Origin of the sequence: Flavobacterium sp., assembly GCF_031363805.1 — a bacterium.
Lineage (GTDB): Bacteria > Bacteroidota > Bacteroidia > Flavobacteriales > Flavobacteriaceae > Flavobacterium.
Map to the genome: position 1 here is coordinate 1 of NZ_JANLVD010000208.1, position 17,401 is coordinate 17,401.

Annotated in this window: 12 protein-coding genes; 7 read left to right on the forward strand and 5 right to left on the reverse strand. The window is 33.9% G+C overall.

The annotated features are described in order from the left end of the window. Positions 1–91 precede the first annotated feature (91 nt). The 4 genes from RMN92_RS10960 to RMN92_RS10975 form a co-directional block, all read right to left on the reverse strand. Complete coding sequence (locus RMN92_RS10960; RefSeq protein ID WP_309609485.1) at positions 92–832, reverse strand: DUF3891 family protein; 741 nt, start codon at positions 830–832, stop codon at positions 92–94. 571 nt (positions 833–1,403) lie between these two features. Next, a complete protein-coding gene (locus RMN92_RS10965) occupies positions 1,404–3,278 on the reverse strand; it encodes an OmpA family protein (RefSeq protein ID WP_309609486.1) in 1,875 nt (624 codons plus the stop codon). A 17-nt stretch (positions 3,279–3,295) separates the two neighbouring features. Beyond that, positions 3,296–4,228, reverse strand: coding sequence for a type IX secretion system membrane protein PorP/SprF (locus RMN92_RS10970; RefSeq protein WP_309609487.1), 933 nt, complete (start codon positions 4,226–4,228; stop codon positions 3,296–3,298). 64 nt (positions 4,229–4,292) lie between these two features. Then, positions 4,293–9,968, reverse strand: coding sequence for a fibronectin type III domain-containing protein (locus RMN92_RS10975; protein WP_309609488.1), 5,676 nt, complete (start codon positions 9,966–9,968; stop codon positions 4,293–4,295). A gap of 171 nt (positions 9,969–10,139) precedes the next feature. Here RMN92_RS10975 and hflX point away from each other — a divergent pair, with 171 nt between their 5' ends. Continuing rightward, positions 10,140–11,366 (forward strand): GTPase HflX, encoded by a 1,227-nt coding sequence (gene hflX, locus RMN92_RS10980; protein WP_309609489.1) that lies wholly within the window; start codon positions 10,140–10,142, stop codon positions 11,364–11,366. A 79-nt stretch (positions 11,367–11,445) separates the two neighbouring features. On the opposite strand, the gene RMN92_RS10985 is transcribed toward hflX, so the two are convergent. Continuing rightward, positions 11,446–11,835: a CZB domain-containing protein gene (locus RMN92_RS10985; protein WP_309609490.1), complete on the reverse strand. Its 390-nt coding sequence runs from the start codon at positions 11,833–11,835 to the stop codon at positions 11,446–11,448. 358 nt (positions 11,836–12,193) lie between these two features. On the opposite strand from RMN92_RS10985, the gene RMN92_RS10990 reads away from it, so the two are divergent. The 6 genes from RMN92_RS10990 to RMN92_RS11015 all read left to right on the forward strand — a co-directional run. Beyond that, positions 12,194–12,649 (forward strand): Rrf2 family transcriptional regulator, encoded by a 456-nt coding sequence (locus RMN92_RS10990; protein ID WP_309609491.1) that lies wholly within the window; start codon positions 12,194–12,196, stop codon positions 12,647–12,649. A gap of 168 nt (positions 12,650–12,817) precedes the next feature. Continuing rightward, entirely contained in the window at positions 12,818–13,429 is a 612-nt protein-coding gene (locus tag RMN92_RS10995) for a hypothetical protein (protein ID WP_309609492.1), read from the forward strand. A gap of 3 nt (positions 13,430–13,432) precedes the next feature. Beyond that, positions 13,433–15,562, forward strand: coding sequence for a cbb3-type cytochrome c oxidase subunit I (locus RMN92_RS11000; protein WP_309609493.1), 2,130 nt, complete (start codon positions 13,433–13,435; stop codon positions 15,560–15,562). 9 nt (positions 15,563–15,571) lie between these two features. Next, on the forward strand, positions 15,572–16,585 hold the full coding sequence (locus RMN92_RS11005; RefSeq protein WP_309609494.1) for a cbb3-type cytochrome c oxidase subunit II: 1,014 nt from the start codon (positions 15,572–15,574) through the stop codon (positions 16,583–16,585). A 214-nt stretch (positions 16,586–16,799) separates the two neighbouring features. Next, entirely contained in the window at positions 16,800–17,054 is a 255-nt protein-coding gene (locus RMN92_RS11010) for a hypothetical protein (protein WP_309609495.1), read from the forward strand. A gap of 6 nt (positions 17,055–17,060) precedes the next feature. Then, positions 17,061–17,401: cytochrome C (locus tag RMN92_RS11015; RefSeq protein WP_309609496.1), on the forward strand; the 341-nt coding region annotated here is incomplete at its 3' end.

The window sequence follows — 17,401 nt, forward strand, 5'->3', positions numbered from 1 at the left end:
TACCAAAAAACGCTACTCAATGAGGAAAGAAAAATAATGGTTTTATAATAGAATTTTATGTATTAATAGTGTGCAACTTACAAGCATCACTTTATTTTACCAATACAAACTCTTGACGCTGTGGAACCGTAGTACTACAAATTTGATCAAATTGTTCAACCGATGTAAATTTTAACTGTTCTATAATTTTATATTCATAAAAAACGGTAAAACGTTCCTGCTTAAATGGCCAGGGAGTTACCGTAATCACGTTATCTTCTTTATAAAAAACTTGATTAATCACACCATCAGGGCTTTCAGATATTTCCATTTTTCGTCCTTCCGGCTGAATTTTGTCCATACATATTAATAACGAAAAAGCATCACACCATTCTACAAAGCGGTACAAATGTTCTGCAAACTGGTTATCAAAATTTAAGTTTTTAAGTAATTTTTTTCGATTTTTTTCCTGGTCTTTCAAAAAGCTGTCCATTTCTTTATCTTTTCCATTCACGTGGTCGCTAAAGATAAAGCTAAGGTGCATCGAAGTCATTAATGCATTTATCTGGCTTTTTGAAGTTGCAATTTCCATCACATTTTGGTATTGTTTTAAATCGGATTTTGCATTACCATCATCAACCAAAAAATGACGCGGTGCGCCAGCATCAGTGAGGTTTTTACGTTCTTTGGTTTCTGCAACGCCATCATCGTGTTCGGCAATAGCAATAAGTGTTGGAACCATAATTTCATTTGGCAAATCAATTTCGAATTGGAAAGCCAACATGGCCGCCAGCAAGCCGTGGGAGCGTTGGGTGGTGATTTTCCAACCTTGGTTATGTGAAGTAACAATCATAATTAAAAGTATTTTGTTTTATTTACATAAAAATACATTTCGCATTTTTTGATGAAAATAGTAAATCCGTGTTATATACATTTAACCATATCTGAAGGTTCGGAATTTGTTTGCACATCTTTGTAATCAGGGATTAGTACAAAGGTCAAAAATATGATAATCAATACATTTACATAATTGTGAATAAAAATTATATAACACGACGCGCAGAATTGCATTCTACAGAAATATTTTTAGAATATATTAGCTATTATCTCAAATATAAAGTAACATTTCACCCAAAATCCGGCAGTCTGTTTTGCTACTCACGGGGTCTACTTTATTACTCACCAAGGCTACTTTACTACTCATGAAGCTTACTTTGCTTCTCATGGAGCTTACTCTGCTACACACGGTGTCTACTTCGCTACTCATGGAGCCAACTTTGGTACTCAGGTAGTCTACTTTGCTACTCAGGAAGCATGTTTTATTAGAATATTTAAAAAGAAATGTGTCAAGTTTTTTCAGGAGATGACAGACAATTATAATAAAAACGCCCCGTTTTCTCAAGGCATTTTCCTAAAATTAACTCTTATTTCTTGACAATCAAAAATTCTGATCTCCTGTTTTGTGCATGTTCTTCTTCTGTGCATGCTTCGCCACATTTTACCTTGGGTTCTGTCTCTCCAAAACCTTGTCCTTTTATTCTATCTGTTGCTACGCCTTTTGAAATGATATATTGCACAGTCGATTTTGCTCTTCTGTCTGATAAACTCATATTATAATCATCTTTCCCTCTCGAATCTGTATGCGATTTTACAAAAATAACCATATTTGGATATTCGTTCATAGCAACAACTAGTTTATCAAGTTCAAAAGCGCCATCTGAAGTAATATTGCTCATGTTGTAATCAAATTTGATTTCTTTTAGTATGACTTCTTTTTCGGTTACAACAGCAACTGTTGGTGTTAAATCTGCATTTAAAACGAATTCTCCTTTTGAATTTGGAACTTCAAAAACATTACTTTCGTATCCATCTTTTTCCACATTTACAAAATAAGGTTTGTCACATTCGCCTTGAAAATTTGCATTTCCCATGTCGTCTGATGTGCTTTTGCCAATCAATTTGTTATTTTGATTTGCAACAACGATACTGGCGCTAGACAAGTTTTCTCCAGTTTTTATGTTTTTAACCTTTATAATTAAATTCAATTGACAATAAGGCGTGGCTTGATAAATATCGTCATCACCAACTCCTCCATCACGATTACTAGACATGAAAGCTACATTTTGCGATTGATTGAATGTAAAACCGAAATCATCCTTTTCAGAATTTACGGGAATTCCTAAATTTATGGCTTCTTGATTTTTGACAGTATCGTACGCAAAAATATCCAGTCCACCCAAACCTTGTTTGCCATTGGAAGCAAAATACAACACATTGTCATCTGCAATAAAAGCGGATAATTCGTTTCCTTCGGTATTTACATTTGGACCTAAATTTTCTGCTGTTCCAAAACTTCCATCTTCGTTTATCGAGGCTTTCCAAACATCAGTTTTGCCTATAGTTCCTTCTCTATCTGATATAAAATACAACGTTTTACCATCTTTTGAAATGGACGGGCTAGAAGTATTGTATGATTTATTATTTAAATTTATTGAAGTTACATTTCCCCATTTACCATCTATTTTTGATGCCTTGTAAACATACATTTTCCCCAATTTTGATTTTTTGTCTGTTGATTTTTCGAACTTATTGTCAAAAAAACTTTCTCTAGAAAAATAAACTGTATTTCCATCGGCACTTATACTTACTGGACCTTCGTGAAATTTTGTATTTAATGCTGTTACTTCGGTCGCTATATTATTTACAGCTCCATCTTTAAAATCTGATTGATAAATGTCTAAAAAAGGTTGGTTGTTCCATTCGTAGCTTTTTCTGGCTTCGTTTCTGGCACTTGCAAAATATAAAGTATTGTCTTTTAAATACGCTCCAAAATCTGAATTTTTAGAATTTATTCCTACTGTTTTTACATCAAACAATTTTGTTTTACCCAGCAATTTGCTCAAATAATTTTCTTGTGTAGACAAACTCTTGGCTCTATTGTCATTGGGTGCCAATGAGGCAAATCTTCTCATTTGGTTGCCAGCATCATCATATTTTTTATTGGCTTTCAACATTTGAGCATAACGAAAATAAGTTTCTGCATCTTGGGTTGTGGTAATTGCTTTAGCATACCATTTTTCTGCTTCAATAGAATTGAAAACATTGTAATAACTATTGGCCAATTGCTTAAAAACATAAGTGTCTGTTGAGCCGTTATCAGTCAATTTCAAATATTCTTTAGCAGCATTTACATATTCGTATCGCTCATAGAGTTTGTCTGCAGATTTAGTTTCTTTGCTTTGAGCGTAACCAAACGATATGGTTAGTACAAAACTTAAAGCTATATATATATTTTTCATTTTTGTTTTGATTAAAATTAGAAATAACGTGGAGAACTTGATACTTTTTTAGGAAAATTCAAGTCAAACAACAAAATAAATTCGTGCGATGATGGAGTGGTTGTTTTTAATTCCGAAACGATTCTATCATAAGCGTATCCTATACGAAAACCATCGGAAATTTTGAAATTAATCAATCCGCCAAACGAATCATCCAATCTATAAGTAGCACCCAATTCAAACTTGTCATAAAATAAAAAATTGGTCGAAACATCAATGGAGGTTGGCGCATTAAATGCCGATTTCAACATGGCAAAAGGTTTGAATTTTGTGTTGGGAGACAAATCGAAAACATAGCCTCCAGTTAAGAAATAGTGCGATGTTTCTGTGCCATATTTTACACCATCTGGTCTTACAATTCTATCAAAATGTTTTGTTTTTAAAATATTAGGCACAGAGAAAGCAACATAATATTTATTGGTATAATAAAACAATCCTGTACCTATATTGAAGCTAGTTTTGTTTACATCTTCCAAAAAAGCGGGATCTAGTTGGTCTTGCAATGTGGGAGATACTTTGCTCAACAATCCAATATCCAAAAATGTGGCTCCGGTTTTAATTCCAAAAGCCAGTTTATGATCGCCAACAAGATTCAATGTGTAGGAAACGTCTGCAAATACATTTTTTTCATCTACTGGACCTATTTTATCTGAGATAACAGAAAGTCCCAATCCCACATTTTTGGCGACAGGTGAATGTCCAGTAGCTGTAAAAGTGGTAGGAGAATCTTCTATATCTACCCATTGTTTTCTAAACAGCAATCCAAAAGACAAATTTTCTTTTGAACCCGCATAGGCTGGATTTATGATATTCATATTATACATATACTGTGTATAATGTGGATCTTGCTGTGCTTGAGCATCTACTAATGCAAGTATCATGATTATGGTAGTGAAAAATATTTTTTTCATTTGTGTTTTTATTTGTTTAGAAAAACAGTCTTATTAAAGATTAACAAGACTGTTTCTATTTTTATTATCTATTTAAATATACCCAACCTGTTTTGGTTTCACCATTATTTAATTCAATTACATAATAATAGGTTCCTACTGGAGAGTTTTCAGATTTACTGTTTTGTCCTCTCCACTCATCTTTGTAATTGGCTTGACTGTATATTTTGGTTCCGTATCTGTTAAAAACACTAAGTTGTTTAACATCTAAACCACGCAAATCGAAACTATCATTTGATCCATCCCCGTTTGGAGATAGCCCTTTTTGAACCACACAGGATGCAGATTTAACTTCAAAAGTTTGAGTGTCTGTACAGCCATCAGGAATTGTAGTTATTTTGACTGTAAATGAAGTTGGGAAACTACTTGGAGATACATTATTGGCAACGACATATTCCGTTACATTAAACGTGCTTTTATTATTTCCAACAATTGTTCCAGAGGCGTTTGTCCATTGGTAAGTAACAGTGGTTGAACTAGGATTGAAAGAATTGTTTATTGGTGTTGAGGTGATAATGTAGTTGCTTCCAATACAATCTCCACTAGTACCAATTGGAATATCCGCGGTATCTAAAATAACAATTTTAGATTTTGGCAATGATGCGCAACCCAATCTTGAAATAACGACTGAATAATTTCCGTAAGCAGTAACTGTGATTGTACTTAATGTTAATGTCGGTTGCACTATTCCATCCAAACTCCAAACATAAGTAACTAATGGATCAGTTAAACTAAAATTGGTTGGAACCACAGTTATAGTAGCAAATTCATTAATACATTTAATTAAATTAGTATCTGATAATGTAAAGTTCGGTTGTGGGTTTACAGTAAACAGCAATGAAGTAGGTTGCGATACACATCCGTTTAAGATTGCTGTCACTTCATAAGTTCCAGTTGCAGATGGTGTAATTATATTGGTCGTAGCTGTTGGAACAATAACACCGTTTAATTTCCAAATATAACTAGCCGCTGTGGCAACAAAATTGGTCGGAGTAAATGTTATTGTTGCACTATCATTACTACAAATAGTATTGTCAGCATCAGAAGAAGCAATTGTTCCGATTGGAGATTTTACTACTACTAGATTTTGAGGAATAACTGTATTACAAAAGGCTGCTGTTGCTCCAGATATTCTTATATAAATTGTTTGTGTTGTTCCAAGATAAGGAACTAATGGATTTATAGGAGAAATATTTGCCAAAGCATTTGCTTCTGTGTAATGATAGCTAACATTATAGGTATAATTTGGATCTAACCCAGAAATTATATTTGGAGTTAAAGTATTCAAACTGAATGAAGCAATACCATCGTTTAACTGATCGTCGCATACTTTATAGTCAGGTTGATCGGCAGTAATTACACTAGGTCCAAAATTTATTACTACAGTATCTGGATCTTCATTCAACCCACATTTTGTAATCACTTTGTAAGTGCCAGATTCTGTAGCTGTATAGGTTCTAGTATTAGGTGGTAAATTAATCTGAATTCCATTTTTGAACCATTTAAATGTAGCGTCTGGATTTGTTATTTGAGGGTTTAGTACTACTGATGTAAAGCCACATAAATTTTGATCTGGTCCTAGATTTGAATTGCAAATAATACTACAATCACTTGCCCCACTTCCTGGAGTTGGTGGAATGGTTTGATTTAATTGAGTAAATTTAATTGAGCCAGCTCCACCAATATAATTAGTTATTAATACAACATAAACTTGACCCACTTGTGCATTATTGATCGTGAATGTTTCTACTGGTAGAAATGAATAACTACAATCTATAATATTGGTTCCTGGAAATGGATAATAATTTGCAGGTGCAGTTGTGTTATTTTGGCAACCGCCAGGTGTAGGTCCTGGACAACCCTGAGATAATGCCCCACAAGCTACCGTATTAGAAGTAAATGGCCCCCAAGCAACAAAATCAACATCAAGTCCCGCCCCTGTTGGATTGCCTAAAGTATCATAAGAAGTATTTTGACTTATTTCAAAATTTATATTGCCCGCAACTCCCACTGTAATATAATAATAAGTTGGATTTGGGGTTGTGAATAAACAAGCAATCTCCCCTTGACTTGGAACGCCAACTGTATTGGGGAAAATTTTGATATCCGCAGGATCTGCGCAAAGACCTTCACTAGTTTCGCATATTGAAATGGTTCCAATACAAACATTGAAGGTAGCTGTTTGATTTGGAGTTGTTGTATCAGTATAAACTCTAAGATAGTACGTATTTCCAATTATTAAATTGGGCATTACACTACTTTCATTAGGAAGACAAAGTATTTGTGTTAGCAATCCACAATTGCCTGAATAAAGAACGAGATTGAGATTTGTTGTAGATCCAACAATATTAAATAAATTAACATAGTGTTTTGTAGCGGTTGCTGTAAATTGAAACCATACATCGTCATCTATATTAGATGCACACACTGGGGTTGTTGGATTTGTTACAAATACATTAGGATTTGAAGCAGTTGCACCTATAACCGAACCGTTTGCAAATAATGCACAAGAAGCATCATCATTTACTGGAACAACTATCGCATTTGTGCACTCATCATTCCCTACTTTTGTTCCAAATGCATATGGTCCTGCCCATAAACTATATCCATCTACGCTACAATTTGCTCTTACATAAAATTCGTATGAAGTTCCTGCCAATAATCCTGTAGCATTATAGGGATTTGTTGTAGCAATTCCATTACCTGTAGGATTCCCTAGTATTGCAGGTTGAACTATAATTTCCCATAATGATGCAGTTCCTGGTGTAGGTGGTTGAGACCAATTTAAATTAGCAGTAGTTTGCGTAATAGAATTAGCTCCTAAATTTATTGGTTTTGCACAAGTTGGTGGAGGATTGCAAGTTACTAGAGCTTTCCATCCACTACGTTGTGCTGAACCATCACTTTTAAAAACAAAAGTTAAAGACCCATCAGCGCTTGTGGATGTAAACGGCTGAGGTATGGTAGTTCCCCAAAAGGCGCCTGGCATTGCCATTGCTGTGCCAAAGCCTGCGGGATTTCCACTAGAAATTTGAGGAGCAGCTGTTGAATTTCCGTTGTAAACATACAAGCCGTCCCAAGATGATTCAATGTTGAATTCTTGAAAGGTTACAGTTACTTTATCTCCTAGATTTGTTGGAAATATTGTAATAATATCATTTACAGTAGGATTGTTTGTATTTACAGTATAATCTCCTAATGGCCCACCATTGTCATAAAACATACTACCACATCCAGGAGGTGTTATGATTGTTTTTTTATTAGACCAAGGGCTTGTATCTGTTGGGGTACATATACTTCTTACATAAAGATCATAACATGTTCCAGCTGATAATCCACTCAATGTAAATGGATTCGTTGGTACTGCTACAAATCCAGTTGAAGTAGCTGTGGGCGCTGGAGTTCCACAAGGCAAAGCGAGAACTTCCCATCCGGTAGCAGGAACAACATTTGTCCAACCCAATATCACAGATGTTGCTGTAAGACTAGTTGTTGTTAAACTAATTGGCGAAGGACAGGTTGGCAGAGTTGTAAAAGTAAAAGGTGCTGACCAATTACTATTTTCTACACCTGGTGTACAAATTACTCTCACATAATAATAGTATTGGGTTAATTGTGTTAATCCAATTACAGGTAAAGGATTTGTATTTACGCCAGCATATGTTGGAGTTGTTGTTGCCAATGGAACTAAAAGTGGATTTGTTGTCAAGAATACATCCCATAAATTGGATCCTGGAGCAGTCCACCCTAAATTTGCAGTTGATGCAGTAACTGCCGTGGCGCTCCCGCCAGTAGGACTTAAACAAGCAGCAGCACTACAATTTATACTTGTTTGATAAAGTGGAACCGTTAAACTTGGAGTGCCTGTTCCTGCTGCTTTCGTATATATAGTTTGTAAAAACAGTGCGTTATTAATTATTTGTATGCCAACATTTGCAGGTGTTGTTCCACTATTTACCCAATACAATTGAAATGGATAATTTTGACATAGTACTACTGGTTCGTTCCTTGTTACACCTGTTATAAAATCTGCACCTAAAATAGCAACTACTACGTTATTTTGTCGAACTTCCATTAAGGCTCCTCTCCAACCACCTGAAGTAGAAGTCAATCGGAAAGTATAATTGCACTGATCTGCTACCTCACAAACACTCGTATTAAAGGCTTTAGGTCCAGCCCAAGGACTAAAAGTTCCATTGCCACAATCTGCTCTAACCCAATATTCATAAGCGGTACCAGAAGTTAAACCAGAATAAGTAAAGTTCACATTTGTATTCGCGCTCAAACCAGATCCAGTAGGAATAGGTGATCCAAAAGGGAGAACTGAAACTTCCCAAGCTGTAGCGCCAGTGGATCCAGTCCAGGATATATTGGCTGTTGTCATTCCTATATTTGTAACAGGACCAGAAGTTGGTGGATTACAGGTTACTTGTTGTATAACCAAATTATATGGCAATCCTAAAAGTGGTGTTGTACTTGAAGAAATAGCAATTATATATGTTTGCCCAAAAACTACAGCCAAATTAGGTATTGTTCTTACTGTTGTTGCAGTATTTGCAACGCCTGCCAAACAGCTTACACCAACATTGGCACACCCGTTGTAAACAAATAGACTTGAACTTGGTCCACTAGCAGTCATGTTAATGGAAATATTTCCAGTAAAAGTAGCTGTGTAAGAATAGAACACTTCATCACCTTGGAAGTAATTGGTTGTTGCTGGTACTGCGCCACAGGATGTTCCTTGTGAAATATCAAAATCATCTCCATATAAGTTGGTATTGCTACTTTGACTAAATGGCAAAGCAGTAATATTTATTGGAACAGCACAGACAGCACCAATATTTGCCGTTGGGAAATTTAAAGGTGTGCTCCATTGGCTTTTATTTGTTGGCGAACATATGGCTCTCACTTTATATTCATATGTCGTAGCTGGCGATAGTCCGCCATAAACATAAGGATTTGTATTTACTGTAATGCCTGTTCCCGTAAAGGCTGAAAACTCCGGAACAACTTCTACTTCCCACTGGGTTGCTCCACTAGGATTGGTCCATGTTAAATTGGCACTATTGGGTAGTTGTGGCAATAAAACATTTGGAGCGAGCGGTGTTAAACACTGTGTTACAATTTGAACATCATCTATTAGCCAACGATCACTAGAGACAGCAGCTCCAGTTTGAGTATGTACTTTCACAAAAGCGATGTAAAGTTGGGTTCCTGAAGGATAAGCGCTTAGATTTATTGCTTTTTCTTCGTAAATATTATAAGCACCCACATTCATTGTGTTGTCGTCCCAAGTTTGAACAGTGGTATAGGCAGCTAAATTTGATTGAATTGGATCTGTCGAAATCCTAATTTCCAGATTAGTAGCATTTGGTCCCAAGTTGGTTAACCTTGAGAAAAACTTTAGTTGATTGTTTGCAGTTACTGTTATCTGCGGTGTAACCAGCCAATTTTGCATAGTATTTCCTTGTCCAATATTTACCCTATCGATAATTGCTGCATTTGCACCAGTATATGGAGGAAATGGATTGTTTGAAGCCAAAGTCCAATTTAATACAGCTGGACCAGTATTATTATTAAAAACTGCCCAGCTAGAAGGTGTGGTAGGTGGAAAAGTTGCTCCTTCAAAACCTTCATTTATTTGAGAGAAACCCAAAAATGAAGATATTAGAAAGAAAAAACTTAAAGTAATTTTTTTCATAAGTATAAAATTTCAATTATTTTGGTAATTATTTACTCAAATGTAAAAAAATTAACAATTATATATCAAAATCAGTTTAAATGTTGAATTTAATCGATATAAAACATTTAAACATTACAAAATCATCAAATTCTTAAGTTCTAATTAGTAACTTTGTACTTTATATAAAATATGTTAGAAAAAGAAATAATAAATTTTGAAAAAACCGTCATTGTAGGTATTGTAACTCAAAATCAAAGCGAAGAAAAATTAAAAGAATATTTAGATGAATTGGATTTTTTAACTTTCACAGCAGGTGGTGAAGTTGTAAAACGATTTTCTCAAAAAATGGACAAACCAAATCCTAAAACTTTTTTAGGAACTGGGAAAATGGAAGAAATAAATGTTTACACCAAAGAAAATAACATTTCGACAGTCATTTTTGATGATGAACTATCGCCATCCCAACAAAAAAATATTTCTAAAATTTTAGATTGCAAAATTTTAGACAGGACACATTTAATTTTAGACATTTTTGCACAAAGAGCCGAAACCTCCTATGCAAGAACACAGGTGGAATTGGCTCAATGTATATATTTATTGCCTAGACTTTCTGGAATGTGGACACACCTTGAACGTCAAAAAGGTGGAATTGGGATGCGTGGTCCTGGAGAAACTGAAATTGAAACAGACAGAAGAATTGTTCGCGATAGGATATCGTTATTAAAAGATAAAATTAAAACAATAGACAAGCAACAATCTGTTCAAAGAGGAAATCGTGGCGCCATGGTTCGCGTAGCTTTGGTAGGTTATACCAATGTAGGAAAATCTACTTTGATGAATGCGGTTGGGAAAAGCGATGTTTTTGTCGAAAATAAATTATTTGCAACATTGGATACAACCGTTAGAAAAGTAGTCATCAAAAACTTGCCTTTTTTACTGTCTGATACCGTTGGTTTTATTAGAAAACTGCCAACTCAACTAATAGATTCTTTCAAAAGTACTTTGGATGAGGTTAGAGAAGCAGACTTACTGCTGCATGTGGTGGATATTTCGCATCCTGAATTTGAAGACCACATTGCATCTGTGAATAAAATTTTGTTGGATATAAAAAGTGCTGATAAACCTATTATTATGGTTTTCAATAAAATTGATGCTTACAAACATTTGACCATTGACGATGATGATTTAATTACCGAAAAAACATCCAAACATTTTACCCTTGAAGAATGGAAAAATACATGGATGAATAAAGTAGGAAAACACAATGCATTATTTATATCTGCTACACAAAAAGAAAATTTCGAAGAATTCAGAGAAGTAATTTATGAAGCGGTTAGAGAAATACACATTTCAAGATTTCCATACAATAAATTCTTGTATCCTGATTATAAGGATGCTATTGAAAAAGCAGAATAAGCATTTATCATAAAACAACAAGCCTTTCAAATAATTGAAAGGCTTGTTTTCTAAATAACGTATGTAAATCTAATCAAATTTAAAAATTAATAACATTGGACTTTTCGGATTTATCATTTATAAATTCCTGAGCTTCATTAAAAATTGAAATTATTCTTTTTGAAACTGCCAACATATCAGAATATAATATTTTTGCAAGCTCAAAATCGCCATTATTATATGCATCCCAAATATATTGTGCAATTTTATGTAGCTTTTCATGTTTTATTTCCAAAAATTTTACGGCTCTAATATTTCCATAAATTTCTTTCCCCTCATCATAAAACCACTTCCCCAATTCACATTCAGAATGCGATACAACTATGTCCTGCCTTGGTACTAAATGTCCATCTAAATAATATTCTATTTTTGCAAACCAATTGTCATGAGATAATTTAATTGATTCTAGATTCATTTCTTTTGACATCATTTTTAAATTTAATTAAAGTTTTGTAAAAAATAATTCTTCGACTTAAGCAATATAAATTGCTATGTATTTAATTGTTAGGCAAATATAAAGCAAAAATTAATATATAAACGATTAAAAGTAAATAAAATCGTTTAAATGCATTTATTGCAATTAAAAATAAAATATAACTTACAATTAAAAAATTTATTTAGATAAAATTTCATCATTTGTAAATGTTTAATACTCAATATATTGAAAATATTGTCAGAAATATTTATTTTAATTAGCAACAAATACAATGACAATGTTGTAATGTCGTAAGTCAATAAAATAAAAAAAGATAAAAAACTCTTTTATTATTTAATTATAATATTTAACTTTGTATAATAATTATAAAGACATGTTTTCAAAATCTTGTGAATACGCAATCAAAGCAATGATTTTTGTAGCTCAAAAATCTAAAGATGAAAATAGAATTGGCGTAAAAGAAATTGCCAATGGAATTGATGCGCCAGAGCATTTCATCGCAAAAATTCTACAAGATTTAGGGAAAAAGAAATTAATCAACTCTGTAAAAGGTCCTAATGGTGGATTTTATATGGATAAAACAAATCTTAAAAGCTCCATTTCAGATATTGTGAAAGCAATAGATGGTGACGGAATTTATAAAGATTGCGTTATTGGTTTAAAACTCTGTTCTGAAAAAAATCCTTGCCCTGTTCATTTTGAATACAAAGAAATTAAGAAAAACCTAATAAAAATGCTTGAAGAAAGTACTATTGCCGATTTTAATGAAAAATTAGATACGGGTAAATTTTTCCTCAAAAATAAATAATTTTTTTTACAATAAAAGATAAAACGATATTAATATATTGTTATTTTAATTTAAAAGACAGTAAGTTAAAAATACGTTAATTATACAACATTTGTTTAACATTGTGTAATGCATCTTCAAATATTAACACCGACATTTAGCAAACCAAATAAACTTAAATAATTGAATATGAAAAATTTAATAACATGGAAGCTTTTTATTTTAATATTGATTGTAACATCCTGCGCTTCAACAAAAATTGTTGAAAGTTGGAAAGAACCCGATAAGCAAATCACTATAGACAAACTAAAAAAAGTGCTGGTTGTAGCCATGTTCAAAGACGAAACCAGCAATAGGAAAGCGGAAGATCAAATGGTCAAATTCCTTAAAGACAAAGGAATTCCATCATACAATTATTTGAATAAAAATTTTGACAAAACCAAAGTAGAAGTTATACAAAATAAAATTAAAAAAGATGGTTTTGATGGTGCAGTTACTATGCGACTGATTGATGTTGACAAAGAAACAATTTACCAAAGAAACGGAATTAATCGGTTTCCGAATAACTATCGTGATTTTAGTAATTATTATTATGATAGTGCAATTTCTTATTATAATCCAGACAATTACATCACTACAAAAACCTACACAATAGAAACCAACATATATTCAATTACAGAAAATAAAATTATTTGGAGTGCATTAACAGAAACCTCAGACCCAAAAGGTGTTAATAAAATGACTGAGGAAGTTACTCAAGTAGTATACAAACAAATGATTAAAGATGGACTTATCAAATAAACTATGAAATTAAATATAAAAATGTTACTCGTTTGCTTATTCAATCTTTTATTTTCAGAACCAATTTTTGCCCAACAAGCGACCAATTTAATTTCAGACAACAACAATTCCTTAGGATTATGGCTTTTATTGTTCATTATTTTAATTCCTGCACTGGTATTTATTGGCGTTTTGTATCTCAAATTTAAAGACCAAGTAAAAGAAAACGAAGAGTGGAAAAAATTAACTACCGAAACCCATTTCGCTGATTATTTAAAAAATTTAAGCAGCATTCAAATCCGAAAATTCACCAACCTAAAAAAAAGTAACAAGTTGAAAAACAACAATTCCAACATCTTAAAAACCATTGCGTTTTTATTTCTCTCTTCCAGTGTTTTTGCTCAAGACCCAAGCAATCCAAAAGAAAATTTCTTCAGTCAGCCTGGAATTGTTATTACAATTATCATCGTTTTAATTCCGATTTTATTAGCGGTTATTTTCGCAATGATTAAAGCAAACAACTCTGTAAAAACATTACTCAATAAAGGTAAACAAGCAGAAGCTCAAAAATTTGCAGCTCATATTGATTCTTTAGATGACCAAGAAATTGAAGAAAATTTAATAAAACGCGAACAAGCTTTAGAATACAATTTATCCAACTCTGAACTTTCTGGTTCTCAAAAAGCCGAAGACAAAATCGGAATTCTAAACAATGTCCGAGAAAAACACGAAACACATTTTATTTCTCTAAAAAAGAAAGCCGTTCGCAAACCAAGTTTAGAACCCAATATTGCTAAACTAATCATTTGGTATTTTGGTTGCGCTACTTTTTGGCTCGTTGTTGGAACTGGAATTGGCGAATATCTCGGAATTAAATTTGTCGCGCCAGACATCGATCACAGCAGTTGGTTGAGTTTCGGACGATTGCGACCAGTGCATACCAACATCGTTTTTTGGGGTTGGGCATCTTTGGGGATGATTGGTTTAGGATATTATGTAGTTCCAATCGTAAGTAACACCAAAATTTACAGCGTAAAAATGGGTTGGATTGCCTTAATTCTAACCAATTTAATGGTAATTCTAGGTACAATTTGTTTAATGTCTGGCATCAATAATGGTGGTGGCGAATTTCGCGAATACATTTGGCCAGTCATGGCATTATTTGCTGTAGCGTTGATTTTAACCTTAGCCAATTTCATAATGACTGTCGCCAACCGAACGACAAAAGAAATTTATATTTCGAATTGGTACATCGTTTCTGCTATTATTTTCACGATAATTGTTGCTTTAACTGCTTATTTACCTTTTTGGCAAGATGGCGTTTCCGAAACCATTGTCCAAGGATATTTTATGCATTCTGGTGTTGGTATGTGGTTCACGCTCTACACTTTAGGATTGCTGTATTATTTTATTCCGCAGCAAATCAACAAACCCATTTATGCGTACAGTTTAGGAATTTTAGCGTTTTGGACACAAATTATTTTTTACACTATAATAGGAACACACCATTTTATTTTCGCACCAATCGCTTGGTGGTTACAAACGGTTGCCATCGTTGGAAGTGCCGGAATGATTATTCCTGTTGTCGCTGGAACCATTAATTTTATTGCCACTTTCAAAGGAAATTGGCACAAAGTTACCTCAAGTTATACTTTGCCTTTCTTTTTATTGGCAGTAATTTATTATTTTTTAGTTTCAATGCAAGGCACAGCCGAAGCGTTTAAATTCACCAATTTATTGTGGCACTTTACCGATTTTACCGTCGCTCACGCCCATTTAGGATTTTACGGAATTATCACATTCACACTTTGGGGCGGAATGTATGTCGTAATGCCAAGATTAACTGGAAAAGAACCACCACAACATTTAGTTGGAGTACATTTTTGGTTGGCTTTCATCGGATTGTTATTTTATTCTGTGCCACTTTCCATCGGTGCCACTTTAAGAGGTTTAATGTGGATGGAAGGAAAACCGTTCATCGACAGTGTAGTTTTAATGTTTGATTTCTGGGTTTGGCGAGCCATCGGCGGAAGTTTGATGTTCATTTCCCACTTAATTTTCGCTTACAATTTCTACCGAATGACTAATAAAGAAGTCGAAGAATTAGATGTAAAAGAAGAAGCATTCCGAATTTTAGAACAACAAAATAAATAATTTACAGCTATGAACATTTTCAACAATCACATCAGATTATACATCACAGCTGGACTTTTATTTGCGTTGCTAACGTATTTTACTGTAATAATGCCAGCGTTTCAAAACCAATACACCAACTTACCTTTGCCTGGCACAAAACCACTTTCTGGCGATGCCAAAGCTGGTAAATTAATATATATTTCCGAAGGTTGCGTGGGTTGTCACTCACAGCAAGTTCGAAATGTCGAAATGGATAAAATATTTGGTTCACGTCCAGGAATGGCTGCCGATTATGCCAATATTGGTCGTACCAGCATTTGGCAAAACACAGCCACATTAATGGGAACCGAACGAACTGGACCAGATTTGACCGATGTCGGAAACCGTCAAGCCAGTATCGATTGGAATTTAATGCACTTGTATCAACCACGAAGCGTTGTCAAACAATCAATTATGCCGTCCTACAAATGGCTTTTTGAGATGAAATTAAATCCATCAAAAACCGATGTTGTAGTCAGTATGCCAGCCGAATTCTTAAACGGAAAAGCTGGGAAATTAGTCGCCAAAAAAGAAGCATTGCAATTGGTTGCCTACATTTTATCGCTTAAGCAAACACCATTGCCAACAGGAACTGTTCCGCAAGAATTTTTATATAAAAAAGCAGTTGGCGATATTCCAAATGCAAAATTTGGCGACAAAAAAGTCGATGGTAAAGCGCTTTACGAAGCCAATTGCGTTGCCTGTCATCAAGCCAATGGCGAAGGTCTAAAAGGTGCTTTTCCACCATTAAAAGGAAGTCCGGTTGTAACTGGCGAAAACCTCGAATTGTACGTAGATATTATAATGAATGGCTACGATGCCAGAGCAGATTATGGCGTAATGGCAGCCGTGGGAACCAATATGAATTTCACCGAATTTGATGTTGCCGCCATCATCAATTACGAGCGAAATTCGTGGGGAAACAAAGGAAAAGAAGTCACACCAGAAGAAATTAAAAAAATTATGGATTTTATAAAAATTAAAGTTTCCGCAGAGAATTAAAAAAACACGAATTACACGAATTGGCACGAATTATTTATTTTTCAATTGTATAAAAAGTTTTTTCATTTTAACTTTTTACAAAAATTCATAAAATTCGTTAAAAAAAACATTAACTAAATAACGCATTAAATTCAGGGTAATTTGTGAAATCTGTGTTAATATCAATTAGTGAAAATTCGTACAATTCGTACAATTCGTGTAAAAATCAAATATTATGAAAAAAGCAATCACATTTCTATTCTTAATTTTATTCCAAATCACAGCATTTGCCTGTCCAGTGTGCGAAAGAAATCAACCTAAAATCCTGCGCGGCATCGTTCACGGTTCAGGTCCAGACAACAATTGGGATTATGTAAGTATCGTTATCACCATAATTATTTCGGTTTTTGCCTTAATCTATTCCATAAAATGGCTCATAAAACCAAATGAAAACAACCAAAGTCACATCAAATATTCCATCTTTAAATAACTAATTATGAAAAATAACAGTTACGTTTTTATATTTCTAGATGAAGAAATACAACCTTTTGGCGAATTTTCTGTACCTATAAATTTCGAACTCGACACCACAAAATTAGTCGATGGCGATCACGTGCTCAAAATTGTCAGCAAAGATCCAACAGGAAAAGAAGGCATTCGTAAAATTCCGTTTTTTGTTAGAAATGGACCATCAATCTCGGTGGAAGGTATTTCAGAAAACGATACAGTCGATGGTGTAATTCCGATAATGATAAACGCCTACGGAAAAGGCGATCAAAAACAATTTTTAATCGAAGGTAGCGAAACACCACAATCTACACCAGCTTGGTTTTGGGC

Bases quoted from the DNA above. Each gene is read 5' to 3' on its own strand.
- RMN92_RS10960 (WP_309609485.1), bottom strand. From the start codon at position 832: ATGATTGTTACTTCACATAACCAAGGTTGGAAAATCACCACCCAACGC.
- RMN92_RS10965 (WP_309609486.1), bottom strand. From the start codon at position 3,278: ATGAAAAATATATATATAGCTTTAAGTTTTGTACTAACCATATCGTTT.
- RMN92_RS10970 (WP_309609487.1), bottom strand. From the start codon at position 4,228: ATGAAAAAAATATTTTTCACTACCATAATCATGATACTTGCATTAGTA.
- RMN92_RS10975 (WP_309609488.1), bottom strand. From the start codon at position 9,968: ATGAAAAAAATTACTTTAAGTTTTTTCTTTCTAATATCTTCATTTTTG.
- hflX (WP_309609489.1), top strand. From the start codon at position 10,140: ATGTTAGAAAAAGAAATAATAAATTTTGAAAAAACCGTCATTGTAGGT.
- RMN92_RS10985 (WP_309609490.1), bottom strand. From the start codon at position 11,835: ATGATGTCAAAAGAAATGAATCTAGAATCAATTAAATTATCTCATGAC.
- RMN92_RS10995 (WP_309609492.1), top strand. From the start codon at position 12,818: ATGAAAAATTTAATAACATGGAAGCTTTTTATTTTAATATTGATTGTA.
- RMN92_RS11000 (WP_309609493.1), top strand. From the start codon at position 13,433: ATGAAATTAAATATAAAAATGTTACTCGTTTGCTTATTCAATCTTTTA.
- RMN92_RS11005 (WP_309609494.1), top strand. From the start codon at position 15,572: ATGAACATTTTCAACAATCACATCAGATTATACATCACAGCTGGACTT.
- RMN92_RS11010 (WP_309609495.1), top strand. From the start codon at position 16,800: ATGAAAAAAGCAATCACATTTCTATTCTTAATTTTATTCCAAATCACA.